This window comes from Nevskia sp., from assembly GCF_021732705.1.
Lineage (GTDB): Bacteria > Pseudomonadota > Gammaproteobacteria > Nevskiales > Nevskiaceae > Nevskia.
The window spans coordinates 384,579-408,881 of the sequence record NZ_JAKFUM010000002.1 but is presented as its reverse complement, the minus strand read 5'-3'; the positions used below and the strand labels follow the sequence as shown (position 1 = coordinate 408,881).

General features: G+C 66.8%; 22 protein-coding genes. 9 read left to right on the top strand and 13 right to left on the bottom strand.

What is annotated here, in order from left to right; translation table 11 throughout:
- Positions 1-70: 70 nt before the first annotated feature.
- Entirely contained in the window at positions 71-2,284 is a 2,214-nt protein-coding gene (locus QZ951_RS02320; RefSeq protein ID WP_292998132.1) for a molybdopterin-dependent oxidoreductase, read from the bottom strand.
- Between the two features lie 146 nt (positions 2,285-2,430).
- Positions 2,431-3,321, bottom strand: coding sequence for an SDR family oxidoreductase (locus QZ951_RS02315; RefSeq protein WP_292998130.1), 891 nt, complete (start codon positions 3,319-3,321; stop codon positions 2,431-2,433).
- Between the two features lie 141 nt (positions 3,322-3,462).
- On the opposite strand from QZ951_RS02315, the gene QZ951_RS02310 reads away from it, so the two are divergent.
- Entirely contained in the window at positions 3,463-4,146 is a 684-nt protein-coding gene (locus QZ951_RS02310) for a TetR/AcrR family transcriptional regulator (protein ID WP_292998128.1), read from the top strand.
- A 5-nt stretch (positions 4,147-4,151) separates the two neighbouring features.
- Here the strand turns inward: QZ951_RS02310 and QZ951_RS02305 are convergent, their stop codons facing one another.
- Positions 4,152-4,934, bottom strand: coding sequence for an SDR family oxidoreductase (locus tag QZ951_RS02305; protein WP_292998126.1), 783 nt, complete (start codon positions 4,932-4,934; stop codon positions 4,152-4,154).
- Complete coding sequence (locus QZ951_RS02300; RefSeq protein WP_292998124.1) at positions 4,931-5,266, bottom strand: nuclear transport factor 2 family protein; 336 nt, start codon at positions 5,264-5,266, stop codon at positions 4,931-4,933. Before QZ951_RS02300 ends, QZ951_RS02305 begins: the two co-directional genes overlap by 4 nt.
- A gap of 96 nt (positions 5,267-5,362) precedes the next feature.
- On the opposite strand from QZ951_RS02300, the gene QZ951_RS02295 reads away from it, so the two are divergent.
- The 3 genes from QZ951_RS02295 (at position 5,363) to QZ951_RS02285 (ending at position 8,514) form a co-directional block, all read left to right on the top strand.
- On the top strand, positions 5,363-6,271 hold the full coding sequence (locus QZ951_RS02295; RefSeq protein ID WP_292998122.1) for a LysR family transcriptional regulator: 909 nt from the start codon (positions 5,363-5,365) through the stop codon (positions 6,269-6,271).
- A gap of 145 nt (positions 6,272-6,416) precedes the next feature.
- Positions 6,417-7,337, top strand: a complete 921-nt coding sequence (locus tag QZ951_RS02290; protein ID WP_292998120.1) for an SDR family oxidoreductase — start codon at positions 6,417-6,419, stop codon at positions 7,335-7,337.
- A gap of 31 nt (positions 7,338-7,368) precedes the next feature.
- Entirely contained in the window at positions 7,369-8,514 is a 1,146-nt protein-coding gene (locus QZ951_RS02285; protein WP_292998118.1) for an acyl-CoA dehydrogenase family protein, read from the top strand.
- Between the two features lie 48 nt (positions 8,515-8,562).
- Here QZ951_RS02285 and QZ951_RS02280 read toward each other — a convergent pair whose 3' ends face one another.
- Positions 8,563-9,294, bottom strand: a complete 732-nt coding sequence (locus QZ951_RS02280) for a hypothetical protein (protein ID WP_292998116.1) — start codon at positions 9,292-9,294, stop codon at positions 8,563-8,565.
- 192 nt (positions 9,295-9,486) lie between these two features.
- Here QZ951_RS02280 and QZ951_RS02275 point away from each other — a divergent pair, with 192 nt between their 5' ends.
- Positions 9,487-10,527: a hypothetical protein gene (locus QZ951_RS02275; RefSeq protein ID WP_292998114.1), complete on the top strand. Its 1,041-nt coding sequence runs from the start codon at positions 9,487-9,489 to the stop codon at positions 10,525-10,527.
- A complete protein-coding gene (locus QZ951_RS02270) occupies positions 10,514-10,999 on the top strand; it encodes a cytochrome c (RefSeq protein WP_292998112.1) in 486 nt (161 codons plus the stop codon). Before QZ951_RS02275 ends, QZ951_RS02270 begins: the two co-directional genes overlap by 14 nt.
- A gap of 30 nt (positions 11,000-11,029) precedes the next feature.
- On the opposite strand, the gene QZ951_RS02265 is transcribed toward QZ951_RS02270, so the two are convergent.
- On the bottom strand, positions 11,030-11,611 hold the full coding sequence (locus QZ951_RS02265; RefSeq protein ID WP_292998110.1) for a MarR family transcriptional regulator: 582 nt from the start codon (positions 11,609-11,611) through the stop codon (positions 11,030-11,032).
- 78 nt (positions 11,612-11,689) lie between these two features.
- Positions 11,690-12,502, bottom strand: a complete 813-nt coding sequence (locus tag QZ951_RS02260) for a hypothetical protein (RefSeq protein ID WP_292998108.1) — start codon at positions 12,500-12,502, stop codon at positions 11,690-11,692.
- Between the two features lie 360 nt (positions 12,503-12,862).
- On the opposite strand from QZ951_RS02260, the gene QZ951_RS02255 reads away from it, so the two are divergent.
- A complete protein-coding gene (locus tag QZ951_RS02255; RefSeq protein ID WP_292998106.1) occupies positions 12,863-13,972 on the top strand; it encodes an NAD(P)-dependent alcohol dehydrogenase in 1,110 nt (369 codons plus the stop codon).
- Positions 13,973-14,143: 171 nt separating this feature from the next.
- Here the strand turns inward: QZ951_RS02255 and QZ951_RS02250 are convergent, their stop codons facing one another.
- The 4 genes from QZ951_RS02250 to QZ951_RS02235 form a co-directional block, all read right to left on the bottom strand.
- Positions 14,144-15,265, bottom strand: coding sequence for an alkane 1-monooxygenase (locus tag QZ951_RS02250; RefSeq protein ID WP_292998104.1), 1,122 nt, complete (start codon positions 15,263-15,265; stop codon positions 14,144-14,146).
- A gap of 81 nt (positions 15,266-15,346) precedes the next feature.
- Positions 15,347-16,309: an acyl-CoA dehydratase activase gene (locus QZ951_RS02245; RefSeq protein ID WP_292998102.1), complete on the bottom strand. Its 963-nt coding sequence runs from the start codon at positions 16,307-16,309 to the stop codon at positions 15,347-15,349.
- A gap of 17 nt (positions 16,310-16,326) precedes the next feature.
- Positions 16,327-17,682: a 2-hydroxyacyl-CoA dehydratase subunit D gene (locus QZ951_RS02240; RefSeq protein WP_292998100.1), complete on the bottom strand. Its 1,356-nt coding sequence runs from the start codon at positions 17,680-17,682 to the stop codon at positions 16,327-16,329.
- Positions 17,679-18,851, bottom strand: coding sequence for a 2-hydroxyacyl-CoA dehydratase subunit D (locus tag QZ951_RS02235; RefSeq protein WP_292998098.1), 1,173 nt, complete (start codon positions 18,849-18,851; stop codon positions 17,679-17,681). Before QZ951_RS02235 ends, QZ951_RS02240 begins: the two co-directional genes overlap by 4 nt.
- A gap of 174 nt (positions 18,852-19,025) precedes the next feature.
- Between QZ951_RS02235 and QZ951_RS02230 the strand changes: the two genes are divergently transcribed.
- Positions 19,026-19,727 (top strand): TetR/AcrR family transcriptional regulator, encoded by a 702-nt coding sequence (locus QZ951_RS02230; protein WP_292998096.1) that lies wholly within the window; start codon positions 19,026-19,028, stop codon positions 19,725-19,727.
- Between the two features lie 83 nt (positions 19,728-19,810).
- Here the strand turns inward: QZ951_RS02230 and QZ951_RS02225 are convergent, their stop codons facing one another.
- On the bottom strand, positions 19,811-20,614 hold the full coding sequence (locus tag QZ951_RS02225; RefSeq protein WP_292998094.1) for an SDR family oxidoreductase: 804 nt from the start codon (positions 20,612-20,614) through the stop codon (positions 19,811-19,813).
- A 142-nt stretch (positions 20,615-20,756) separates the two neighbouring features.
- Here QZ951_RS02225 and QZ951_RS02220 point away from each other — a divergent pair, with 142 nt between their 5' ends.
- Positions 20,757-22,208 (top strand): aldehyde dehydrogenase, encoded by a 1,452-nt coding sequence (locus QZ951_RS02220; RefSeq protein ID WP_292998092.1) that lies wholly within the window; start codon positions 20,757-20,759, stop codon positions 22,206-22,208.
- 114 nt (positions 22,209-22,322) lie between these two features.
- On the opposite strand, the gene QZ951_RS02215 is transcribed toward QZ951_RS02220, so the two are convergent.
- A complete protein-coding gene (locus QZ951_RS02215; RefSeq protein ID WP_292998090.1) occupies positions 22,323-24,284 on the bottom strand; it encodes an AMP-binding protein in 1,962 nt (653 codons plus the stop codon).
- Between the last annotated feature and the right edge of the window lie 19 nt (positions 24,285-24,303).

Below are 24,303 nucleotides of genomic sequence, written 5' to 3'. Positions count from 1 at the left end.
CGCGGAAAGGCGTGACGCGAGGCCGGCGAACTGGCGGCCTCGCGCGCGGAAGTGGGAATGCTGCAGCGGCTCAGCTGGCCTTGGCCAGCGCCGGCGCGTTCGCTCGACGCGTCACCCGCACGCGCAGGCCGTTCAGCACGGCATTGCCGGACGGGAGGTCGATCTCGGTCGCGTCGTTCGAGGTCAGGTCGTTGTAGCGACCGCCGCCGATCGCCACGGCCCGGCGCCAGCCGCCGCGGTGACCCCAGCTGTGCGGCAGGGCCACGGTGCCGCGCATCACTTCATCGCTGATCCGAGCCGGCACCGTGATCTCGCCCCAGCGTGAGGTGATCGACACTTCGCTGCCGTCCTCGAGCTCAAGCGGTCGAGCATCGTCCGGATGGATGCGCAGATGCGGCCTGCGATCGCCGGTGGTCAGCTTCGGCACGTTGTGCAGCCAGCTGTTCTGCGAGCGCAGTTCGCGCATCGAGATCAGCCTGAGCGGCCAGCGTTTCGACTCGGCGTCGTCATCGGATGACGGACGGGCGATCAGCCGCGCCATCTCGCGTGCCATCAGCGGCTGCGCGAGCGGGATCAGCCCGTCCTTGAAGTGCACGCGCTGGCGGCTGACGCCGACCGGCGGCTCGGCGGACAGCGCGACGCCGCTGGTCTGCTGAAACAGCTTTTTGCGGCTGATGCCGGCCTTGAGTCCGAACCAGTCGCCGGCCGGGCCGGTACGCAGGAACAGATCGACCGCCGTGGCCGGGGTCAGACGGATGCCGAGCTTGCCCAGCCACTGCGCCGCTTTCGACGCCGACGGCACCAGACCGATGCGCTTGCAGATCTCGTCGATGATCCACCAGTCGTCACGGGCCTCGCCGCGCGGCGCCACCGAGGCCGGCGTCCACTGCGCATACGGTACGCCGGCATGCATCTGGCTGAAGATCGGCATGCCGTCGCGCTCCAGCCACAGGGTCGGCGGCAGGATGTAGTGGGCGTGCTGGCTGGTTTCGGTGAGGTACGGATCGAGCGAGATCAGCAGGTCGAGTTCGTCGAGCGCGGCACCGACCTCGCCGGACGCGCAGGAGGTGGTCGCGATGTTGCCGGAGGCGATCAGCAGCGCCCGCAGCTGACCCTTCCCCGGCGTGCGGATCTCGCGCGGCAGCGTGGCCAGCGGCGAGGTGCCCATCACTTCCGGAATGCCGTCGACTCTGGTGCGCCAGCGGTCGTAGCCGTTGACCTTGAACAGCCGCGTGAAGCCCTCGGTGTCGAGCATCGGCTGGCCGAAGACCATGCCGCCGCGCCGGTCGAGATTGCCGGTGACGATGTTCAGGACATTGATCAGATAGTTGGTCAAGGTCGAGAACGGCCCCAGCGAGGCGCCGCAGCGGCCGTACAGCGCGGCTGTCGGCGACTTCGCGAAGGCGCGGGCCAGCGCCTGCACATCGGCCCAGGCGATCCCGGTCTCGGCCGCGACCCTGTCGCCGTTGACGTCCTTCAGCAGCGCCGGCAGCGCGTCCGCACCGCGCGTCTGCCTGCGCAGCGCGTCCTGATCGGCCAGCCCTTCGTCGAGGATGGTTTTCAGCATCCCGGCCAGCAGCCACGGATCGCCGTCGGGGCGCATCGGCTGCCATTCGAACTGCGCGGCGGTTTCCGAACGGCGCGGGTCGATCACCACCACGCGGCCACCGCGCGCAGTGATCGCCGCCATCTGCTCCTTGACCCGGCCGGCGGTCATCATGCTGCCGTGGGTGACCACCGGATTGGCGCCGAGCACGATCAGGAACTGCGTGTGGGCGATGTCCGGGAACGGCGTCACCAGGTTGTGGCCGTACAGCAACTCGCCGACGACCCAGTAGTTGTTGATGTCGACCGACGACGCCGTATACAGGTGCTTGGTCTTCAGGGCCGCCGCCATGCCCAGCAGCCACATGAACGCGCCGTAGTTCCAGCCGTTCGGATTGCCAAGATGCACGCCGATGGCCTCGCGGCCGTGGCGCTGGATGATGCCGCGCAGGCGCGCGCCAATGTCGTCGAGTGCCGTGTCCCAGCTGACCGGGACGAAGCGGCCGTCAGGCTGGCGCTGCAGCGGCGTGAGCACGCGGTCCGGGTCGTCGCGCACGGCGCCGAAGGCTGCGCCCTTCGGACACAGGAAGCCCTTCGAGTTCGGATGATCGACATCGCCGCGGATCTTCAGCACCTCGTCACCCTGCACGGTGACGATCACGCCGCAGGCGGCTTCGCAGATGCCGCAAAAGGTTTTCCGTTCGACCGTGCCGGCCGGGGCAGTGCTGGGCGGGTTCATGCGCTCGATCCTCGCTGAGGGGCCACGCCCGGACGGTCTGCCGCTGCGGGACGGGGCGATTCGCGTGTGCTTCGGGAAGCGTGACTGTACCGTCGGCACGGCCGCCCGGCATCCGGGCGCGGCGGCCGTGGCCGGTTGCCGGCGCGTCAGACGGTGCGCTGGGCCTTGCTCGCGTTGGTGGCGGCCACGCCGGCGGCCTTGATCTTGGCCCAGGCGTCATCGTCGAGCTTGTTCAGGCCGGCGAAGGTCGACGGCGCGGCCAGATGGTGGCCACCGTCGATGCAGATCGTTTCGCCGGTGATGTAGTCCGCACCGTCGCTCATCAGCAGCGTCATCAGGTTGCCGAGTTCCTCGATCCGGCCGTAGCGGCCGGCCGGTACCTCGTCGGCCTGCGTGGCGCCGACTGCCGCATCGCCGGTCGGGCTGAGCATCTGCCAGGCGTATTCGGTCGGGAACGGGCCGGGTGCCACGGCGTTCAGACGGATGCCGTACTTGGCCCATTCCACCGCCAACGACATGGTCATCGCGTTGATCGCCGCCTTGGCCATCGCGCTCGGCACCACGTAGGCGCTGCCGGTCCAGATCCAGGTCACCAGCGTCGACACGACGGACCCCTTGAGGCCCTGCGCGATCCAGCGCTTGCCGACGGCATGCGTGGTGAAGAAGCCGCCGTTCATCACGGTCGAGGTGATGGCCTCGAAGCCGCGGGCGCTGAGGTCCTTGGTCGGCGCGATGAAGTTCGCGGCGGCGTTGTTGACGAGACCGGTCAGCTGTCCATGCGTGTCGAAGATTTCGCCGACGGCCGCGTCGACCAGGTCGGCCTTGCGGATGTCGACGGTCTGGAAGGCCACGGCCCCCGGATGCCGCGCGTTGATCTCGTCGGCAGCGGCCTGCAGCACCTCGGCGCGCCGGCCCCAGATGTGGACTTTCGCGCCCAGCGACGCGAAATGCGCGGCCATGCCCTTGCCCAGGCCGGTGCCGCCGCCGGTGATCAGGATGCGTTTGCCGGCGAGTGCGTCGGAAGCGTAAAGCGCCATCGGGAGTCTCCTCGATTCTTCGAATAGTCGTACGGAACCATACGATAGCCGTGTGGTTGCGGCAACGGCCCGGTCTATCGTTCGGCGCATCGTGCTCCCGGCGCCGGTCTTGGCGCGCCGCCGGGCCGCTATCATCGCCCGATGACCGCGCGATCCCCGAGTTCACCGGCGCCCGCCGCACCGGCCAGTGCGGCCGCGCGACCAACGCGCCGTGCCCGCGGCCGCCCGACGCGGGAAGAAGGCGAAGTGCTGCGCACCGGCCTGCTCGATGCCGCGCTGCAGGTGTTCATCGCGCGCGGCTTCGAGGCGGCGAGCATCGAAGGCATCGCCAAGGTCGCGGGTGTCGCCAAGGTCACGGTCTATCGCCACTACGCGAGCAAGGACGAACTGTTCGTCGAGGTCGCCCGCCGCGCGCAGTTGAGCGTGCGCGCGCGACTCGGCACGGTGGCCGATGCCGGACTGCCGCTGGAAGCCGCGCTGCGCGCCATCATCTCGCGGCTGGTCGAGGGCTACACCCATCCGGACTACCTCGCGGTGATGCGGATGGTGATCGCCGAAGCCGGTCGTTTCCCGGCGCTGGGCCGCGCGATGCTCGACGATTCCGCCCAGATTTCCGAGCCTCTGGTGGCCTATCTGCAGGCGCTGAAGGACGCCGGCCAGATCGACATCGACTCGCCGTACGACGCCGCGGTGCAGATCTCCGGCCTCGCCAGCGGCGCCGGGCGCTATCTGCTGCTGACACCCGGTCGTCATCCGGTCAGCCGCAAACGCTCGGTCGAGTCGCTGGTGACGCTGTTCACGCGCGCCTGGCGCAAGCAGCCCTGACCGCGTCAGACCGTCGGCACGGTCCCGCCGTCGATGCGGTAGTCCACGCCGGTGATCGCGGCCGCGCGTGGCGACACCAGGAAGGCGATCAGTTCGGCCACTTCAACCGGTGCCGCCGGGCGACCGAGCGGAATGCCGCCGAGGCTGTCCATGATCAGCTTGCGGCCACCGTCGTGATCGGTGCCGGCGGCGCTGGCGATTCGCGCGACCAGGTCGGTCGCGGCCTCGGTTTCGACCCAACCGGGCGATACCCGGAGCACCCGCACGCCCTGCGACGATACCTCCTTCGACAAGGCCTTGCTGTAGGTCGTCAGCGCGGCCTTGGCAGCGGCGTAGGCGAGGGTCGACTCGGGCAGCGGCAGCACGGCCTGTATCGAACTGACATGCACGATGACGCCGGCCCGTTGCGCCAGCATGCCGGGCAACAGCGCGCGATCCAGCCGAACCGCCGGCATCAGGTTCTGGTCCAGCGCCATCGCCCACTGCGCATCGTCGAGCGCGGCGTGGCCGCCCGCGGGGGCGCTGGAGCCGCCGAGGACATGCACGACGATGTCGACGCCGCCGAATTGCGCGTCGACCGCTTGTGCCGCGGCGCTGGCACCGGAAGCCGTGGTCAGGTCGGCCGCGATGTAGTGAATGTCGGACGCGGGCTGCGCCGGCAGGCTGCGCGCCGCGACCAGCACCCGGGCACCGGCGTCGCGCAGGGTGGCGGCGACGGCACGTCCGATGCCGCGCGTGCCGCCGGTGACCAGCGCACGACGGCCGGCAAGATCGAGGAACGTGCTCATGCGCCGATCTCCAGCCGCGCCAGCGCGTCGCCATCGACGGTGAACGCGTAGCGCAGTTCGATCGGGCTGCCGGGGAAATCGCCGGTCAGGCGACCGGTGACCGTATGGCGATCTTCGGATGTCGAAGCCAGATGCAACGGTTCGCAGTGATAGCGGAAGCGGGCCGAGGCGCTGTCCTTCCACGCGGCGATGGCCGTGGGGCCGACATGCACGGCGCCTTCGTCGACGACGACACCGTCGGCGCCGAAGCAGCGCGCGACCGCCTCGGGGTTGTTCTGCTGGTCGGCCGCGAAGTACGCGGCCACGGCGGCGGGTAACGGGAGGTGGATCATCGGGCGGTCTCATCGAGGTGAGCGCTGATGGTGATCGGTGCTGATTGCGTAGAGAATCCGCTAGGATCTGAACACGCTATTTAGCTCAATTACATAATGCGCGGAGCCGAATTCGCCGAGCTGCAAGCCTTCGCCGCCGTGGTCGAGCGGGCAAGCTTTGCGCGGGCGGCCGATGCGCTCGGGCTGACACCGTCCGCGCTCAGCCAGACGATCCGGCAGCTCGAAGCGCGGCTTGGCGTGCGGCTGCTCAACCGCACCACCCGCAGCGTCGCGCCGACCGAGGCCGGGCTACGGCTGCACGAACGCATCGCCCCGCTGTTCTACGAGATCCGCGAGGCCGTTTCGGAAGCGGCGTCGAGCAGCGGCCGCACGGCCGGCACGCTGCGCATCAACACCGTGAGCCTTGCCGCGCGATCCCTCATCGCGCCGCGTCTGGGCCGCTTCCACGCGGCGCATCCGGATGTGGCGCTCGATCTCGTCGTCGACGACGCCCTCAGCGACATCGTGGCCGGCCGTTTAGACGCCGGCATCCGCTTCGGCGCGCGTCTGGAGCAGGACATGTACGCGGTGCGCCTGACGCCGGACATGACCCTGTCGGCGCTGGCAGCGCCGGCCTATCTGGCGCGCTGCGGCGAACCGGCGACGCCGGCCGATCTGCACCGCCACGCCTGCCTGAACTGGCGCTTCCCGGGCAGCGGCCGGATCTATCGCTGGCAGATGGCGTCGGCCGACGACGCGCTGGAACTGGCGGTCTCGGGCCCGCTGATCGCGAATCATCAGGACCTGATGATGGCCGCGGCACTTCAGGGGCTCGGCATCCTGTACGCCTTCGACGACGGCGAGATCGCCGCCGCTGTCGCCTCGGGCGCGCTACGCCGCATCCTGCCCGGCTGGTCGCTGACCAGCCCGGGCCTGCACCTGTACTACTCGAACCGTCGCCACCCGCGACCGGCGCTGCGCGCCTTCATCGATTGCCTGCTCGATCGCGACCCGAGCGCCGGCTGATTCCCGCTGATCGTGCGGGTGCGAGCGCACTGGCAAGCGAGCGGCGCAGCGCCGGCATTTAGTTACGGTCCCGATCTTTTCCGCTGCGCGCGCCACGACTAAGGTGCGCAGCGCGTCAACCATCATCCGTGCGAGGCAGGCATCCGTGGGCTATCAATCCGTGTTCCGTCCCGGTCTGTTCGACGGTCAGGTCTTCATCGTCACCGGCGGCGGCAGTGGCATCGGCCGCTGCACGACGCACGAGCTGGCCTCGCTCGGCGCCACGGTCGCGATCATCGGCAAGGACGTCGCCAAGCTCGAGAAGACCCGGGCGGAAGTCGAGGCCGATGGCAGCCCCGGCCGGGTCACGGTGCATCCGTGCGACATCCGCGACGAGGCGGCCGTGATCGCGATGATCGACGCCGTGCTGGCCACGCACGGCCGCATCGATGGCCTCGTCAACAACGCCGGCGGCCAGTATCGCCAGCCGATGAACAGGATCAGCACCAAGGGCTTCGAGGCCGTGGTGAAGCTCAATCTCGTGTCCGGCTTCGTCGTGATGCGCGAGGTCTACAACCGCTGGATGGCGGAAAACGGCGGCGCCATCGTCAACATCATCGCCGACATCTGGGGCGGCTGGGCCAACTACGCGCACTCCGGTGCCGCGCGTGGCGGCATGTGGACCCTGACCGAGTCCGCCGCTTCCGAATGGGCCCCGTCCGGCGTACGCGTCAACTGCGTCGCGCCGGGCGGCATCGCCAGCAGCGGCTTCGATACCTACGAGCCGGACGCGCAGGCCGAGATCCTGAAATTCCCGCCGACCATTCCGGCGCAGCGCTACGGCAATGTGGCCGAGATGTCCGGAGCCATCGTCTACCTGCTGTCGCCGGTGGCCTCGTTCATCACCGGCTCGTGCATCCGGGTCGACGGGGGCTCGCCGAACGCACGCCACTGCTGGAACCCGCCGCAGCCGCTGAAGGACGGCCTCGCAGCCGACAAGTCCAGGCCGTACGGCGGCTTCCATCTCGATGCGCCGCCGAAGCTGCTGACCGAAGGCCCGAAGAAGGCCGGCAAGCGCTCCTCCTGATTACTCCATTTCGCCGATTCGAGTCCACTTCATGCTTCCACATCGCGCGGTCTACCACGAAGAACACGGCATGTTCCGCGACGCCGTGCGCGGCTTCATCAAGGCCGAAGTCGCGCCGCATTTCGCGCGCTGGGAAGCGTCCGGCATCGTCGATCGCGTGCTGTGGCGCAAGTCCGGCGAGGCCGGTCTGCTGTGTCCGCAGGTCGGCCCGGAGTACGGCGGCGTCGGTGGCACGTTCCGGCACAACGCGATCGTGGTCGAGGAGTTCGCCTACGCCGGTTTCGCCGGCCCGCAGACCGACCTGTCGGTACACAACGATGTCTGCGCCGGCTATCTGATGTCGATCGGCACCGAAGCGCAGAAGCAGTGCTGGCTGACCGGCATGGTCAGCGGCGACACCGTCTGCGCGATCGCGATGACCGAGCCGGGCACCGGCAGCGATCTGCAGGGCATCCGCACGCGGGCCGTGCGCGATGGCGACGATTTCATCCTGAACGGCGCCAAGACCTTCATCTCCAACGGCCAGCACGCCGATCTGGTGATCGTGGTCTGTCGAACCTCGGACGCTCCGGGTGCCAAGGGCATCAGCCTGCTGCTGGTCGACACGACGGCCCCCGGCTTCCGGCGCGGACGCAATCTCGACAAGCTCGGTCACCTGTCGTCCGATACCTCGGAACTGTTCTTCGATGACGTGCGGGTGCCGGCCAGCAACCTGCTGGGCCCGGAGGGCACCGGCTTCGCCAGCCTGATGAACGAACTGCCGCAGGAGCGATTGACCCTCGCCGTGTCGTCGATGGCCGCGGCGCAGAAGGCGTTCGACATCACCCGTGATTACGTCAACGGGCGCAAGGCGTTCGGCAAGACGATCATGGATTTCCAGAACACGCGCTACAAGCTGGCTGATCTCAAGGCCGAGCTGTCGGTCGGCTGGGCCTTCGTCGATCAATGCCTGGACAAGCACGACCGGCACGAACTGACATCGGCCGATGCCTCGATCGCCAAGCTCTGGTGCACCGAGATGCACGGGCGGGTCGTCGATCAGTGCCTGCAGTTCTTCGGCGGCTACGGCTTCATGCGCGAGTACGAGATCTGCCGCCTGTATGCCGATGCCCGCGTGCAACGGATCTACGGTGGCACATCGGAAATCATGCGCGAGCTGATTTCGCGCTCGCTGTAGCGGGTTCTCTTGCGGCTGCGCTTGCCGGCAGTCGTGCCGGCCACTGCCTCAGCTTGCGCTGGCCGAATCTCGGTTGGCGTCAGCGGTTGATGACGGTGCGCCGCCGGCCGCAGCCGGCGCCACCGCAGTCGCCGCCGATGGCACCAGCACTTCGAAGAACGCGGCGTCGTGGAATGCGCCGACATTGTTCGGCACGCAGACCAGATCGCCGGTCTTCTTGCGGATCGAGAAATGCGTGCCGAGCACCTGCAGCACCTGACGGTTGAACTCGCAATCGCGCTCGTCGCGGCTCGGGCCCATGCCGAGTGTCACTTTCTTCCACTGGACCGGAATGCCGAGCGCGGCGGCGGCCTCGCGCGTGCCTTCCGGCGTGGCCGACAACGCGATCGGGCGCAGGGTCGACGCCGTGATCTTGATGCGCGGCAGGCCGCTGGCATTGAGCGGCGACAAGCCGCAGTTCACCGCGATGAGCGACAGATCGGCTTCGCGCGTGCCGAGATGGATCAGCGTCCTCTTCAGCTTGCGGCGCAATTCGTCGCAGGAGTAGCGGGTGCCGACGCCGAAGAACCGGAACGAGTCCTGCCACTGATGCCAGGCCGCGCTGTCGGGAACGGCGGGTGTGGCATCCGCAGGCGTGACCGCCTTGCCGCCCGCGGCCTCCGCGCACGCCATGCCGAGCATCGCGGTCGTCAGCAGCAGCGTGGCCGCTCCGCCGCGCCATGCGCGCGTGCAGGCACGCGCAGGGGCATGGGTGAATGTGGATGGCAACGATCGAATCATGACGTGACTCCCTGGACGCAGGCTGATCAGCGTACGCCTTCGACAGAGCCGATCAAGCATCGGTTCACAGCCCGTCGGCGCGCAGGTGTTCAGGCCTGTCTGATTGACAGCCGGGTGGTCTCGATTGCCGAGGTCGGCACCATTAAGATTCGCGTTCACCATCGATTCCCGTGGCAACTTCAGGCGGCTCTCGTGATCGTTCGATTCCTGCGCGTTTCCGCGCTGACGGTACTGCTGATCGTGCCGATCCTCTCCGTGTCTCATGCCGCGTCGCGTGATGTCGATCTCGTCCGAACGAGCGCCTCGCCGGCGGTGCAGCAGCGTCTACAGGCGCGTTATGCCGCGCTCGCCGCCGAACTTGCGCAACGCTGCCCGATGTCGAACCCGGGTGATCAGCAGGCTTTTGATCGCTGCCGGCAAGCGCTGTTCGGTGCCTCGGTGCTGCGCAGCAGCCTGTCGCCGATCATCCTGTGGGGCCGCGCTCGTGGCGCGGCGCTGACGGAAACGCCGCTGACGCAGTTCGCGCCGGACGTCTACGCCGGGTTGTACGCGCCGCTGTTCATGTTTGCGGGCACGGCGACGGTGACGTTCGACGAAGACGAGCAGCTGTACAAGGCCGTGCTGCCGGTCGGCTTCCGAAACCGGCTGCCGCCGGGCCAGTTTCCGTATCCGTTCTGGCACGACAAGACCAAGTGGAGTTCCTATCAGGCCACGGTAGCGCTGCAGTTCTTCATCGATCCAGACTCCGATCTGATCAAGGTCGCTCAGTTCGTGCCCGGCGCGCCGAGTCCGACGGTACTGGCCGAAGCCATGGAAGCCGCCGCAAGCTTTGACGGGCACTGGCTGTGGACCGATGGCAACGGCCGCACCCAGCCGCAGGTGACGCTGTTCGATGGCCTGTATCGCGCCGACAATCCGCATGTCGCCGAGATCGAGTCCCGGTACCGCGCGCTGGCACTGGAGATGCGCGAGGCGGAGTGCGACAGCTGCCATGTGCCGGGCAACCCACAGAAGCTGAAACGGCTGGTGCTGCTGCAGACGCCGGCTCATGCCGCGGGCGAGATCCGCCGCATTCTCGAATCGGTGCGCAATGGCGACATGCCGCAGGACGATACCGGCATCGAGAAGCCATTGCCGCCGGCGGTCAAGCAGCGCCTGCTCGCGCGAGCCGAAGCCTTCGAGGCGATCCTGACCGCCGCTCGCGACTGGGAGAACCGCCATGCGGCCGAATGAGCCTCGACATCGCCGTGCCTCGGGGCCGGGTATGGCGCTGGCCGTGGTCGCGGCGCTGGTGGCGGCATTCGGCACAGTCCAAGGCGAGCCCCTGACGGTCGACGATGCGATCAAGCTGCGCCGTGCCGCGTTCGCGTTGCAGGGCCAGTACTTCGGGCAGCTGAAGCCGATGGCCGCCGGTGCCGTCGCGTTCGACACCAGACGTGCGGACGCGCTGGTGACTCGCGTGACCGCCCTGTCTCAGATGGCTGCCGAATTTTTCCCAGCCGGCAGCGATCAGGGCAACACCAAGGCCAGCGCTGCGATCTGGCAGCGGCCGGACGACTTCGCGCAGCGCGAGCGCGCCCTGCAGACCGAACTGGCGGCCCTTGCCCGCAGCGTGCAGGCGTCGGACGAGAACGCCTTCAAGTCCGCCGTGGCGACGACCAGCGCCGCGTGCAAGGCCTGTCACGAGGACTTCCGCGCACGCTGACGCGAAGACGGCGACTGCCTGCCGGCCGGATCAGCGCCGCTCGGGCTCCTGCGCCGGTTCGATCGGCACCATCTTGGTGATCGCGGTTTCGATGTTGTCGAGCAGGCGGATCAGCTGGTCCCCTTCGTCCGCCGTCAGCCGGCTCAGCATCTGCCGGTTGAACCGGTTCTCCTCGTCGATCATGCGCTTGACCAGCTGGTGCGCTGCACGCGTCAGGTATACCCGCTTGCCTCGCTTGTCGATCGGATCGGGCTGGCGTTCGACGAGCTTCGCCGCTTCCAGCCGCTCGATCAGCGCCCCGACGCTGGACTTGCCGACCTGCAGCACGTCGGCGAGCTGCGTCTGCATCATGCCGTCGTGCCGCGACAGCAGCGCCAGCACCCACCACTGCGCACGCGTGACGCCGTGCGGCTTCATCATCTGGTCGAAGGTCTTGCGGCGCATTCGCGCCACCGAGTGGATCTTGGCGGCGATGCGGATGCCGCGCCGCGCGGCCGATGCCGACGCCGGACTCGATCCGGCATCGGGCGGTGGCCTCGGCGGCTCGCTGCCGGTCATCGCGTCGTCGCCGCGACTGCTGGGCTGCACGGCTGTCGCCAGGGTGTCGACCATGAGGTGCTCGACTTCGCAGGAGGCCGCGAACGCGACCGGAACGGATCGGAAGAAAGGGCGGGGAGCGGCGGGACGCGATCAGACGGCCGTGGCGGCGGCACCGGGGCTGCGCGCGCCGGTGGCGTGGCCGACCCGCGCCTTCGCCGCTTCCGCCGGCAGCAGGCAACTGGCGCTCCAGATCAGCAGGCCGGCGGCGGCGATGCTGAACAGCGTGGCCAGCGTCACCAGCAGCGGCGACGGCTGATCAAGGTGGATCGCGACGATGGTCGGTGCGCCGGCACCGAAGTTCGCGAGGTAGAACGTGCACGGGAACAGCGCGAACAGGCCGAACAGCGGCGCCACCGTGGTGCTGCGGCGACGCAACTCGGCAGCGGCCACCGCGAAGCAGATCACCTGTGCGGTTTCGAGCACGCCGATGATCAGCGGGTATTCGAAGATGCGGAACACGTGCGGGCCCCAGTATTCGTAGGCGCCGCCGTTGATGCCGACCATCTCGAAAATGCACGAGCAGGCCAGTTCGATCGCCGCCCACTGGAACAGCCCGGTCCGGGTCAGGCCCTTGGCGATGCGGTCGCAGATGAACATGGCCGGCCCGGCATAGAGCACGACATAGCCGCTGTGCGCCCAGACCGGCTGGGGAATGCCGAAGGCGGTGAACGTCGTCCACAGGCCCGGGGTGTAGAACCACAGCGCCATGCCGACGTCGTACAGCGGTTCGAAGAACGCGCCGAACGCGGCCGCAAAGATCAGCAGCGCGTAGAACGGCGTTCGCTGCTGGATCCCCATGCGGATCGCGATGCCGAGCAGCACGACCCAGAGGCCGTAGCTGCCGACGGTGAGAATCGTCTGGGTGGTGAGGTCGAGCGGATGGTCGGTCGGGGCAGTCAGCACGGCAGTTCTCCTCTGGCGGAACGAGACGCTGCAGGCCGCGGGGGAACGCGTGCTGATCAGGCTGGCGCGTCCGGGTGGCCGGCGCTTGCGCCAATCGTGTCATTCGGTTCCAGCCACACCACCTGCGGAGCGACGACGAAGCGGGTGCCCGTTCACGGCCGGCGGACCTGTTGGGCGGACGCGCGCGACACGTATCGGAGCTTGATTATGATGGTATGGTACCAGACGAAAACCAGACTTTGTGCCTGTCCGACGGGTGATTTCGCCCTCGTACAATCAAAAAAGTCGAACCACGCGTGAACGCCTCCGACAGACGGGGCGTCAGCGCCCATTCGTGTCGCGAACCCAGGAGGAGTCACCGTGAGTACCAGCATTGCCGCAAAGGCCGCCATCGTCCGCAATGTCGGCGAGCCGTGGACCATCGAGAACGTCGAGATCTCTGCACCGCAGGCGAACGAAGTGCTGGTGCGCATTGTCGGCGCCGGCATCTGCCATACCGATACGGCGTGCCGCACCGGTTTTCCGGTGCCGATGCCGATCGTGCTCGGCCACGAAGGCTCCGGCGTCGTCGAGCAGGTGGGGCCGGGCGTGACCGATCTGCAGGTGGGCGATCATGTCGTGCTGAGCTTCGATTCCTGCGGCGAATGCCGCAACTGCGCGGATGATCAGCCTGCGTACTGTTTCACCTTCTATCCGCGCAATCTCGGTGGCGTGCGCGCGGTCGATGGCTCGAACACCGTGACCCAGAACGGGCAGCCGATCAATGGCGCGTTCTTCGGCCAGTCCTCGTTCGCGACCTATGCGCTGGCCCGGACCAAGAACACGGTGAAGGTCGACAAGGACCTGCCGCTCGAGATCCTCGGGCCGCTCGGCTGTGGCGTGCAGACCGGCGCCGGTGCCGCCGTCAATGCACTCGGCATTCGTGCCGGCGAGTCGCTGGCGATCTTCGGCGGCGGCGCTGTGGGCTTGAGTGCGCTGCTCGGCGCGCGCGCGGTCGGGGCCGGCACGGTGATCGTGGTCGAACCGAACGTCGCTCGCGGCCAGCTCGCGCTGGAGCTTGGCGCCACGCACTGGATCAATCCGAAGGAAACGCCGGACACGCTGGCGAAGATCAAGGAACTGGTCGGCGGCGTGAACTACGCGCTGGATACCACCGGCATTCCGCCGGTGATGGCGGCGGCCGTCGAGGCCCTGCTGCCGAGGGGCGTGCTGGGCCTGCTGGGCGTGCCGCCGCCGGAAGCGACGGTGCCCGCCAACATGATGAGCATGCTGATTCGCGGCATCACCGTCCGCTACATCATCGAAGGCGACTCCGATCCGCAGACATTCATTCCGCGGATGACCGGCTGGTACAAGGCCGGCAAGTTCCCGTTCGACCGACTGACCCGCAAGTTCCCGTTCGAGCAGATCAACGAGGCGGCGCATGCGGCCGAAAGCGGCCAGGTGATCAAGCCGATCCTGACGTTCTGACGGTGTTTCGCGGCGGTCGGGACACCTGACCGCCACGCTTGACAGCGCCGCGGGCGACGTCATCACCCGCGGCATTCTTGTGTCCGGCGCATGGCCGGCATCGGCCCGCAGACAGCAGAAAGCCGCCGGAAACGCGCGTTTCCGGCGGCTTTCGCCAGCATCGTCAGCGTGTCAGCAGCCGACCGTCTTCAGTTCGTTCGACCACTGCTGCTCGTTCGAGAACCAGTCTTCCCAGCCCGCGGCGAGGTTCTGCTCGCGCGCCAGCTTGCGCTCGGCGGGCGTGGCGAATTCCATGTCCCAGCGCTTAAGGGCCGGCTTGATGATCAGGTTCTCCCAGACCGGGGGAATCAGCGCCGCGAGGAAGCAGACGAACACGCTCGGCATCTCGATGCCGTCCTTGTGCGGAATCAGCTTGTAGTACGGCGCATATGAATTCATGTGGTGATCGGCATGGTTGGTCAGCTCGAAGCCGAGCACGCGCGTCGTCACGCCGAGATGGTTCCAGACATGGCGACGCCCGACCGGCGTGCCCGGCACGCGGGTCTGTCCGTAATGCTGGAAGTAGCTGAACGACTCGGTCCAGGTCTTGGCAATGAACATCGCCGAGAGGATGCACAGCACGCCGGTCCAGCCGGCCAGCGAGTAGACAATGCTCTGAAACACGATCTGGATCGCGAGGATCTTCCAGACCCGATGGCGCCAGTTCCAGCCGGACAGGCCGCGCTTGCGCAAGGCCATGCTCTCGGCCTTCACGGCGTACGAGATCGTGCCCCAGACCGCCTTCGGCGTGTACTTGTAGATCGAGGTGCCGCGCGGTGCGGTGCTCAGGTCATGCGGCGTCGACACGTCGATGTGGTGATAGATCACGTGCTCGATGTCGCGCATGCCGTCGAACAGCGTGAATTGCGCGTAGCGGCCGACGGTGCGGGTGATCACGCCGCGCGCATGGAACATCTCGTGCTGGGCGGCGATGCCGGGCATCAGCGCGAGCCAGGCACCGCTGAGCGTGCCGCCGATCAGCTGCGACGTGGTCAGTTCTTCCACCGACATGCGCCACGCGAACGCGAGGAACAGCACGATCGGGCCCAGCGCGCCGAGCCAGACCGGAATGGCGGCCCAGAACGCGGAATTCATCTTGCGCACGCTGTAGTCGCGCGGGAACACGAAGTCGATCAGGGTGATGATCGGAAAGGTGGCGAAGCCGAGCCATACCCAGTCGCCACCCTTGATGAAGCCGGTCAGCCCGATCGCGAGCAGCACCGTTGCCGAGTAGTACTTCAGGTAGTCCTTCATGACACGTTCTCCTGGTTTGCGTTATTGATCGTTGTCGGCTTCGCGATGCGGGAAGCCAACGATTGAAGGGTGCGGCGCGGACTAGATCGACGTCGGTACGGGCGGCACCGCGCGGATCGGACCGTGCAGCGGCACCGTGCCGGCCGGCACTGCCGACGTGGCCGGCGGCGTCTTGCAGGCCGGCGTGCCGCAGGCTCTGGCAGCCGCCACGGCGCCGTCGACCCGATCGTCCTCATCGGCATTGCCGACGGTGATCTCGATCTCGTCGAGCGCGATCAGCGCTGCCCCCAGCGCGCCGGCGATCTGCGGCGTGGGCGGAATGATCAGCGTCGTCCCGAGTGCCTGCTCGATGTAATGCACGGCTGCAATGTTCCTGGCCACGCCGCCGGTCATTACGATCGGGTCGCGCTTGCCGACTCGCGCGACGAGGCCGACCGTGCGGCTGGCGACGGCGGCGTGCACGGCACCGAGCACTTCCGGCTTCGACTTGCCCTCGGCCAGCAGCGAGATCACCTCGGTCTCGGCGAACGTCGCGCACATGCTCGAAATCACGATGTTCTCGCGGGCGTCCAGCGCCATCGGGCCCATGTCTTCGAGCGGTACCTGAACGGCTCGGGCCAGCGCTTCGAAGAACTTGCCGGTGCCGGCCGCACAGCGGTCGTTCATCGCGAACTGCGAGACCAGCCCCTGCGGATCGACGGCGATCACCTTGCTGTCCTGCCCGCCGATGTCGATCACCAGCCGGGCGTGCGGCACCATCGAGACGGCGCCGCGGGCATGGCAGGTGATCTCGGTGTACGACTTGTCGGCCACGTCGAGCATGCGGCGGCCGTAGCCGGTGGCGACGGTGCGGGTGATGTCGGACTGCTTCAGGCCGGCGCGGGCCAGCGCTTCGGCGATCGATGCCTGCGCCCCTTCATCGCTGACCGAGCCCTTGTGCGACACGCTCCACGCGACGATGACACCGTTGCCATCGAGGATCACGGTCTTCGCCGTGGTCGACCCGAAGTCGATGCCCATCACGTGAATCTTGCCTGTCGCCATGGCCGGGATTTCCTGTCTCACGCGGCGCGCATGCGCTTGCGGCTTTCGATCGCTTCGAGCATCGCCTCGACGCGGCTGTTGACGATCTCGTCCTTGTAGAAAGACTCGTCGACCATGTCGCCTTCGAACATCGCGACCGGCAGGCCCAGACGCTTGCCGACAGCCTCGGCGATCAGATACTGCGGATTCGAGAACGCGCGGCAGGTGCGGGCCGCATGCAGCACCACGCCATCGATCTCGTAGTACCGGCAGAGCTTGATGATCTCCTCGATCATCAGCGGCGCCGACAGATTGATCGGGCAGACCAGATAGTTGATCGCCATGCCCTCGAGCGGATCCTTGGCATTGATGCTTTCGTACTCGTGCCAGAAGCCCATGTGGGTGTAGCGGCCGGCGACCATGCTGGCGTCCCAGCCGGCGAACTTGTTCGCAAGCCAGCCGATCTTGTTCCAGTTCATGATGCCGTCCCAGAACAGACGGTATTTCTCGTTCGGCACCGCGCCGACGCCGAGCGCGATGCGCTCCTGGATCTCGGCCTTGACCTGCTCGAAGTAGTCGACGATCTCGGGACCGCCGGGCACGAAGTTCACCGGGGCGAGGCTGGTGGTCCAGTCGAAGAAACTGGCTGGCGCCGGCTTCACGCGGCACAGTTCCATCGCTTCCATCCGGAGCTGCCCGGCCTTCTTGGTGTACGCCATGATCTCGTACAAACGATCCCAGTTGTACGGCTTGCCGGTCTGCTCCTCGATGAACTTGATGCATTCCTTGAGCTGGCGAACCATGTAGGCCGTCGCTTCCTTGAACTCCGAGCCACCGAGGTAGACGGCGTCCTTCTTGTTGCCCCAGACCCAGGGCACCGAGATGTTGAAGATCGGCACTTTCTTGCCGAACAGGCGGAACAGGGCTTCGTCCCATTGCTGGCCGGTGCTGCAGTACGGGTACGCACTGATCAGCATGTCCGGGGCCGGGCAGTTCTCGGCCAGGGTGCCGGTGTTCAGGGCATCCGAAAAGCTTGCGCCGGACGCTTCGCCGCTGCGGTTGTTGGCGACCAGGCTGCAGCCGATCGACGTGCGCGCGTACGAGCACAGTTCCTTCATGTAGGCGCCGTTCTCGGCGGCCGCCTGCGAGCTGGCCTCGCCATTGCGCGCGGCAAGCAGGGCCGACCACGCCTCGCCATGCACCCAGGCCATGTCGGCCGCCTGCATCAGCGGGTTGATCGCCACGCCTTCGTACCAGCAGACCTTGCGGCCCTGCTCGCGGGCCCCGAAGACATCGCTCCAGTAGCTGTTGACCAGCTTGTTGTTCAGCGATGACGTCTTCAGCCGGTTCGCCTTCTTCTGCGGTGCGGCGAACGGTTCGATGATGATGCTCATGCGGCGGCTCTCCGGGTGCTGCTGCGGCGCTTGACGACTTCGACAAAGGTTTCGACGCGGGTGCGCAGGCCTTCGAGTGCCGTCAGTTCGTGTTCGGTCTCGATCAGCAGGTGCGGCACATTGCGCTGCTCGAAAGCCTTCTTGATCAGTGGGTAGTAGTACATGTGCGGTTCGCAGAACTTCGCCATCAGCACGACCATGCCCTGCGCATTCGAGCGCTTCATCGCGTCGAGCAGGTAGCCGTCCCAGTCCGCGTTCTGGTCGACGCGCGTCGGGCACGGCACCTTCAGATTGCGCTGCAGGTACCAGCCGGCAAGCGCATCGAGCGGGTCGCCGGCTTCCTCGACATCCGTCGAGATGAAGCGCTGGCCGTGATAGAGGTCATCGTCGACGACGATCGCGCCGCAGCTCTCGATCATGTCCAGCACCCCGACTTTCGGTGCCTGGCAGAAGTGGCCCGACAGGTAGAGGCGGACGCCGGCCGGCGCCGTGGCTGCCCGCGCCTCGATCTCGCCGATCAGCGTTTCCAGCAGCGCGTTGTGCGCGGCCTTGTCCATCACCATGCTCGACTTCACGGCGAGCTGCATCTGCTTGGCACTGATGTGCGCAGCACCGGAGCGGCGCAGATCATAGAGTTCGCGCAGCAGCTGACGGTTGCGGTTGAACAGCTTGATGCTGGCGCGGATCGCTTCGTCGTCGATCGTGTGGCCGATCATCTCCTCGAGGCCTTCCTTGAGGTTCAGGAAGGTTTCGCGGGCCCGGCCGAGGCTCCACGGATCGCTCATCGACGAGATCAGCTGGTAGAAATGGACGCGCGTGCCCGGCAGCTTGGCGCGAACCACGTCGGCTGCGCCGAGCACCTGCACGCAGTGGTCGCCGAACATGATGGCGTCCAGGAAATCGTAGTCCCCCTTGCACACCTGATCGACCACGCTGCGGGTGTAGCCGCAGTAGAACGGATAGATCATCCCGTGGCCGACGGTGATCGGATCGTGATTTTCCTGAAGGATGACCGGCAACGCGCCGGCGGCATGGGCCAGCTCGCCGGGGAAGTGCATCGGGAACGAGCCGACGACACGGGTGCCGTGCGCTTGTTTCCAGGCACGCGCCGATTCAAGCGGCTTTTCGGCGGCCTGTTCGAGCGTTGCGAACAAGGTTTCGATCGACATGTCGCCACGCTCCTCCGTCTAGGTATGGTTCCATACTAAAAACACCTTTCATTCAAGTCAATGCATGAGCCTGAGTGCGAGCGAATAACAATTGCAAACCATTGTTGCATATGATTTTTAAGTTTATCATTCGCTAATGAATCGGCTTCATTAGTAGCCGAAACGGAGACCCTCATGGCGACTCGCAGCACCCGCAAGCTGGTATCGCGACTTTCGAACGACGACCGCACGGCAGACATCATGGCTGCCGCGCGTGCGGTGATCAGCGCCAAGGGCTACGAGAACACGCTGTTGTCCGATATCGCACGGCAGGCCGGCGTGGTCGAAGGCACGATCTACCGCTACTTCGCGAACAAGCGCGACCTGCTGGTCAAGGTGGTCGAGGTCTGGTTCGGCGAACAGCTGGCGATCGACTCGCATCTGGAATCGATCAGCGGCACCCAGAACAAGCTTCGCTACATCGCCTGGCGCACCCTGGACATCATCCGCCGCGAACCGGTGCTTGCCCGCTTCATGCTGATGGAACTGCGTCCGGACCCGAACTACCGCAGCACGGCGTTCTTCGAGATGAACCGCCGTTTCACGCACGAGGTGCTTGCGCTGTGCCGGGACGCGGCCGAACGCGGCGAGTTCCTGAACGACGTGTCGCCGAACATGCTGCGCGACATGCTGCATGGCTGCATCGAACACCGGACCTGGGCGTTCCTGCGCGGCGAGGGTGATTTCGACATCGACGAAGTCGCGGACGGCATCGCCCGTGTCATCTACCGCGGCATGTTCGCGCAGCAGGTCGCCACGCGCAGCGACATCGGCATGGCGATCGCCCGGCTCGAGGAACTGGCCGCGCGGCTCGAACGGAAACTGGACGGCGGCTGATCGGCTGGCTGGCCGGTTCGTTCCCTGTCGTCTGGCGGCCGGGCGGCGGGCGCCCGGTGCGACCTATCGACTGTGCGGCCGGGTCAGCCGGCCGAGATGCCGCCGTTGACGCTGATCACCTGGCCGGTGAGCTTGCCGGCCTGCGGGCCACCGAGAAAGACGATCATTGCCGCCAGATCGTCCGGCGTGCAGACCCCCAAGCTCGCCATGCTTTCCACTTGGGCGAACAGCTTGGCGCTGAAGCCGCCTTTCTGGACATGTGCTGCGGTGGCGGTGCCGCCGATCAGCGAAGGCGTCAGACAGTTCACGCGCACGCCGAAGCGCTTCGCCTCCATCGCCAGCGTCCGCGAGAACACGCAGATCGCGGCCATTGCCGCACCGAGGATGGTTTCGCCCGGGGTGGGCACCTTCGCCGCGTCGGAGGCGACATTAAGAATCGCGCCGCCCCGCTGCGCCTTCATGTAGGGCAGCACCAGTCGGCTCATGTGCATCGGCGCCAGCACCACGGACATCATCGTGGGGCCGATGTCGGCAGCGTCGAGATTGATCAGCGGCTCCGGCGTGTAGCGGCTCATGTCCATCGTCGAATTCAGCAGCACGTCGATGCTGCCGAGCTTCTCTGCCGCTTCGGTCACCACGTTCCGGGCCTGTTCGAGCACGTTGGCATCGCCCTGAATGAAGTGCACCTGCGCGTCCGGACAGGCCGCCAGCACCGCCTGCCGCGCGGCTTCGCCGCGTTCGGCATTGCGACCGACGAGCGCGATGCGGCGAACGCCCGCCTGCGCGAACTGCACGGCGCTGGCGAGGCCGACACCTGACGTGCCGCCGGTGATCAGGACGCCGCTGTCGGCATACGGTTGGACAACGACACTCGATGCTTCAGCCATCTGGCGGTCTTCTTCGGTCTGGCGGCGTCAAAATAGTAATGTGCCATACTAATTTCGCGGCCGCACCCCTAACTATCGATCGGGCAGCCCGGCAGCAGCGTTTCCGAGAATCGAGCGACGTAACCAGGAGAGGAGCCTCACCATGTCACTAGACAAGAATATCGATCACGACGCCTTCTACATCGACGGTGACTGGGTCAAGCCCGCCACCGACGCCCGCATCGACGTCATCGGTGCCAACACCGGTCTGAGCATCGGCAGCGTGCCGGACGGCAGCAATGCCGATATCGATCGCGCCGTCGCAGCCGCGCGCAAGGCGCTGGATGGCGGCTGGTCGGACACCACGCAGGCGCAGCGCGCCGAATACCTGAACAAGTTTGCCGATGCCATCGAGAAGCGCTCGGATCGCCTGAGCCGCGCCGTCAGCGCCCAGAACGGCATGCCGCTGGCACTCTCGGAGCAGCTGGAATGCGGCTATGTCGTCGCAGTGCTCCGCTACTACGCCGCGCTGACCTCGAACATGGTGGTTGAAGAGCGCCGCGCCTCGCCGCTGGGCTTCGATACCTTGATCCGCAAGGGTCCGGTCGGCGTCGTTGGCGGCATCGTGCCGTGGAATTTCCCGGTGGTGCTGTCGATCATGAAGATCGCGCCGGCACTGGCCACCGGCTGCACCATCGTGCTGAAGCCGTCGCCGGGCACCGTGCTGGATTGCTACATCGTCGCCGAGGCCGCAGCGGAAGCCGGCATTCCGGCCGGTGTCATCAACTGGGTGCCGGGCGGCCGTGAACTCGGTGCCTACCTCGTGGCGCATCCGGGCATCGACAAGGTCGCATTCACCGGTTCGACCGGCGCCGGCCGCAAGGTGGCGGAAGTCTGCGGTCGCCTGCTGCGGCCGGTCAGCCTCGAACTCGGCGGCAAGTCGGCGGCGATCATCCTCGACGACGTCAACATCGAACATCTGCTGCCAGGCCTGCATTTCGCATCGTTCGGCAACAACGGCCAGATCTGCGCGCTGTCGTCGCGCATCCTGGCGCCGGCCAGCCGCTATGACGAAATCGTCGATGCCATCGCCGGTCTGGCGAAGGGCCTGAAGGTGGGCAGCTCGATGGAGAAGACCACCGAGATCGGCCCGCTGGCTTCGGAAGAGCATCGCACGCGAGTCGAGAACTACATTGCCGTCGGCAAGACCGAGGCCCGCCTCGTGGCTGGCGGTGGTCGTCCGAAGGGCGTGGGCGATGGCTGGTTCGTCGAGCCGACCGTGTTTGCCGATGTCTCGAACAAGGCCCGCATCGCGCAGGAAGAAATCTTCGGGCCGGTGCTGTCGGTCATCAAGTATCAGGATGAGGAAGAGGCGGTGAAGATCGCCAACGACTCCGAATTCGGTCTCGGCGGCACCGTCTGGTCGTCGGACAGCAAGCGCGCGCAGGGCATCGCTCGCCGAGTGCAGACCGGCACCATCGGCGTCAACGGCTACATGATCGATCTGGCCTCGCCGTTCGGCGGCATCAAGGCATCGGGTCTCGGCCGCGAGATGGGTCCGGAATCGCTGGCCGCGTATCAGCAGCTGAAGTCGATCTACCTGCCGGCTGGCTAGTCGATCGCCCGATAAAGCCCGCCTGCGCCATTCCAGCGCAGGCGGGTTTTTCAGGGTCGCCGCGTTGCAAGTGTCTGCGGCGAGTCCGACACGCGCCGGACTCGCCGAGTTGACTCAAGCGTCGACGGTCACCCGGATCTCGGTCTGGAACTCGTAGTTGCCGAAGGCCGATTTCATCGCGCTTTCGATGCGCTCGGCATCGGCAGCCGCCAGTGCGGCCGTGACCACGACCTTCGGCCGCTTGCCGCTTTCATCGCAAACCACGTCGAAGCGGCCGGCGTCGCCAATCAGTTCTGCCGCCAGCTCGCGGGCGACGCGGCGCAGGGTGTCGATTCTCAGCGCCGGCTTGTTGATCTTGCCGACTGCCGTCATCGGGATCTGGCTCACGATCAGGATTTCAGCCGGCACCGCCGCGCGTTCCTGCACCCGTTCCCTGCACAGCGCGATCAGCGCCTGCGGCGTGGTCGTCGTGCCTTCCTTCAGTTGCACGTACGCGATCGGCATCTCGCCCTTCGAGGCATCGGGACGACCGATCGCCGCCGCCACCTGGACGGCCGGATGGCAGACCAGCACTTCCTCGATCATGCGCGGGTCGATGTTGTGGCCGCCGCGAATGATCACGTCCTTCGAGCGTCCGAACAGCCAGATGTAGCCGTGCTCGTCGACCGTGCCGAGGTCGCCGGTGTTGGCCCAGCGAAGGGTGCCGGGCATGCCCTTGACGAAGAACTCGTCGTCGAGCGTCGACTCGACGTAGCCCGGCGTCACGCCCGGGCCGCCGATCGCGAGCACGCCGCGCTCGCCCGGCGCGCATTCGCGCACGAACCGATTGCTGCCGTCGACCTCGATGGTCTTCACCGGATGCCACGGCAGATGGCGGCCGACCGACCCGGCGACCGGCTCGCTGCCGTCGTCGATATGGCCGGAGACCGCGCCATGGATTTCGGACATGCCCCACAGCTCGCGCAGCCACACGCCGAAGCGCGCGTGGAAGCTGCGCAGCAGTTCCACCGGAATGGTGCTGCCGCCGCAGTTGAAGCTCTTGATGCAGTGACCCGCCGATGTGGTGTCCGGCAACGCCAGGATCGCGGCCGCCGTGGCCGGCGTCGCGATGACGCTGGTCATGCGGTGATGGCGGGCGATGTCCCAGAAGTTCCTGACCACGCCCGGGTTGCGGAAGCCGTCCGTGGTCAGGGTCAGGATCGTCTGGCCGTACAGGATCGCGCGCAGCGACAGGATCACGCCGCCACCGACATGGAAGTTCGGCATGGCATGACCGACGACACCATCCGGGCTCGGATCGGCAAGGGCACCCATGATCCATGCTGCGAGCAGCTGGCCGCGATGCGTCATCCGAACCAGCTTCGGCGCAGCGGTGGTGCCCCCCGTCGGCAGATAGACCGCTTCGGCCTGAGGGTCATCGGTCGGCGTGAAGCGCAGACCTGCCGATTCGGTGGCGACCTGTGTCGTGAAGTCGTTCGCGGCATCGTCCGCTGCCACGATCAGCACCCGCTTCAGGCTCGGCACCAGTGCCGTCAACTCATCGAGCTTGTCCCACACGCCGGGTCCGAACTTGCGCGTGGTGGTGACCAGCACGGTCGACTTCGCCGCGTTCATGATCGCCGCCACCTGCTTCACTTCCAGATAGGGATTGATCGGATTGGCGATGCCGGCGGTGGCCCCCGCCCAGGCCGCGATCAATGCTTCCGGCAGCATCGGCAGGATGATCGACACGGCCGACCGCTGTTCGCCTGCGATGCCGCGGAACAGGTTGGCGGCCTGCTCGATCTGCGCGATCAGTTCCGCGTAACTGATCGTCCGCGGCGCGTCGGCGACATTGGCCGACACCATGTGCAGGATCGCGGCCTTGTCGGGTGTCTGCCGGGCCGATGCCTGAATGCAGGCGTGAATCGTGTTGCCCGGCAGCACGGCATCGGGCGACACCTGTTCGACCCACTGCACATCGGCTTGCGAGCGCAGGTGCGCTCGGGCGAGTCGACCGCTGCCGGCCCCGTGGCCAGGCAGCCACGGCGATGCCATGGCGGACGGTTCAGCGGCAGATGGGATGGCTTCGGTCACGATGGATTCCTCCGGCACC

Bases quoted from the DNA above. Each gene is read 5' to 3' on its own strand.
- QZ951_RS02320 (WP_292998132.1), bottom strand. From the start codon at position 2,284: ATGAACCCGCCCAGCACTGCCCCGGCCGGCACGGTCGAACGGAAAACC.
- QZ951_RS02315 (WP_292998130.1), bottom strand. From the start codon at position 3,321: ATGGCGCTTTACGCTTCCGACGCACTCGCCGGCAAACGCATCCTGATC.
- QZ951_RS02310 (WP_292998128.1), top strand. From the start codon at position 3,463: ATGACCGCGCGATCCCCGAGTTCACCGGCGCCCGCCGCACCGGCCAGT.
- QZ951_RS02305 (WP_292998126.1), bottom strand. From the start codon at position 4,934: ATGAGCACGTTCCTCGATCTTGCCGGCCGTCGTGCGCTGGTCACCGGC.
- QZ951_RS02300 (WP_292998124.1), bottom strand. From the start codon at position 5,266: ATGATCCACCTCCCGTTACCCGCCGCCGTGGCCGCGTACTTCGCGGCC.
- QZ951_RS02295 (WP_292998122.1), top strand. From the start codon at position 5,363: ATGCGCGGAGCCGAATTCGCCGAGCTGCAAGCCTTCGCCGCCGTGGTC.
- QZ951_RS02285 (WP_292998118.1), top strand. From the start codon at position 7,369: ATGCTTCCACATCGCGCGGTCTACCACGAAGAACACGGCATGTTCCGC.
- QZ951_RS02280 (WP_292998116.1), bottom strand. From the start codon at position 9,294: ATGATTCGATCGTTGCCATCCACATTCACCCATGCCCCTGCGCGTGCC.
- QZ951_RS02270 (WP_292998112.1), top strand. From the start codon at position 10,514: ATGCGGCCGAATGAGCCTCGACATCGCCGTGCCTCGGGGCCGGGTATG.
- QZ951_RS02265 (WP_292998110.1), bottom strand. From the start codon at position 11,611: ATGGTCGACACCCTGGCGACAGCCGTGCAGCCCAGCAGTCGCGGCGAC.
- QZ951_RS02250 (WP_292998104.1), bottom strand. From the start codon at position 15,265: ATGAAGGACTACCTGAAGTACTACTCGGCAACGGTGCTGCTCGCGATC.
- QZ951_RS02245 (WP_292998102.1), bottom strand. From the start codon at position 16,309: ATGGCGACAGGCAAGATTCACGTGATGGGCATCGACTTCGGGTCGACC.
- QZ951_RS02240 (WP_292998100.1), bottom strand. From the start codon at position 17,682: ATGAGCATCATCATCGAACCGTTCGCCGCACCGCAGAAGAAGGCGAAC.
- QZ951_RS02235 (WP_292998098.1), bottom strand. From the start codon at position 18,851: ATGTCGATCGAAACCTTGTTCGCAACGCTCGAACAGGCCGCCGAAAAG.
- QZ951_RS02230 (WP_292998096.1), top strand. From the start codon at position 19,026: ATGGCGACTCGCAGCACCCGCAAGCTGGTATCGCGACTTTCGAACGAC.
- QZ951_RS02225 (WP_292998094.1), bottom strand. From the start codon at position 20,614: ATGGCTGAAGCATCGAGTGTCGTTGTCCAACCGTATGCCGACAGCGGC.
- QZ951_RS02220 (WP_292998092.1), top strand. From the start codon at position 20,757: ATGTCACTAGACAAGAATATCGATCACGACGCCTTCTACATCGACGGT.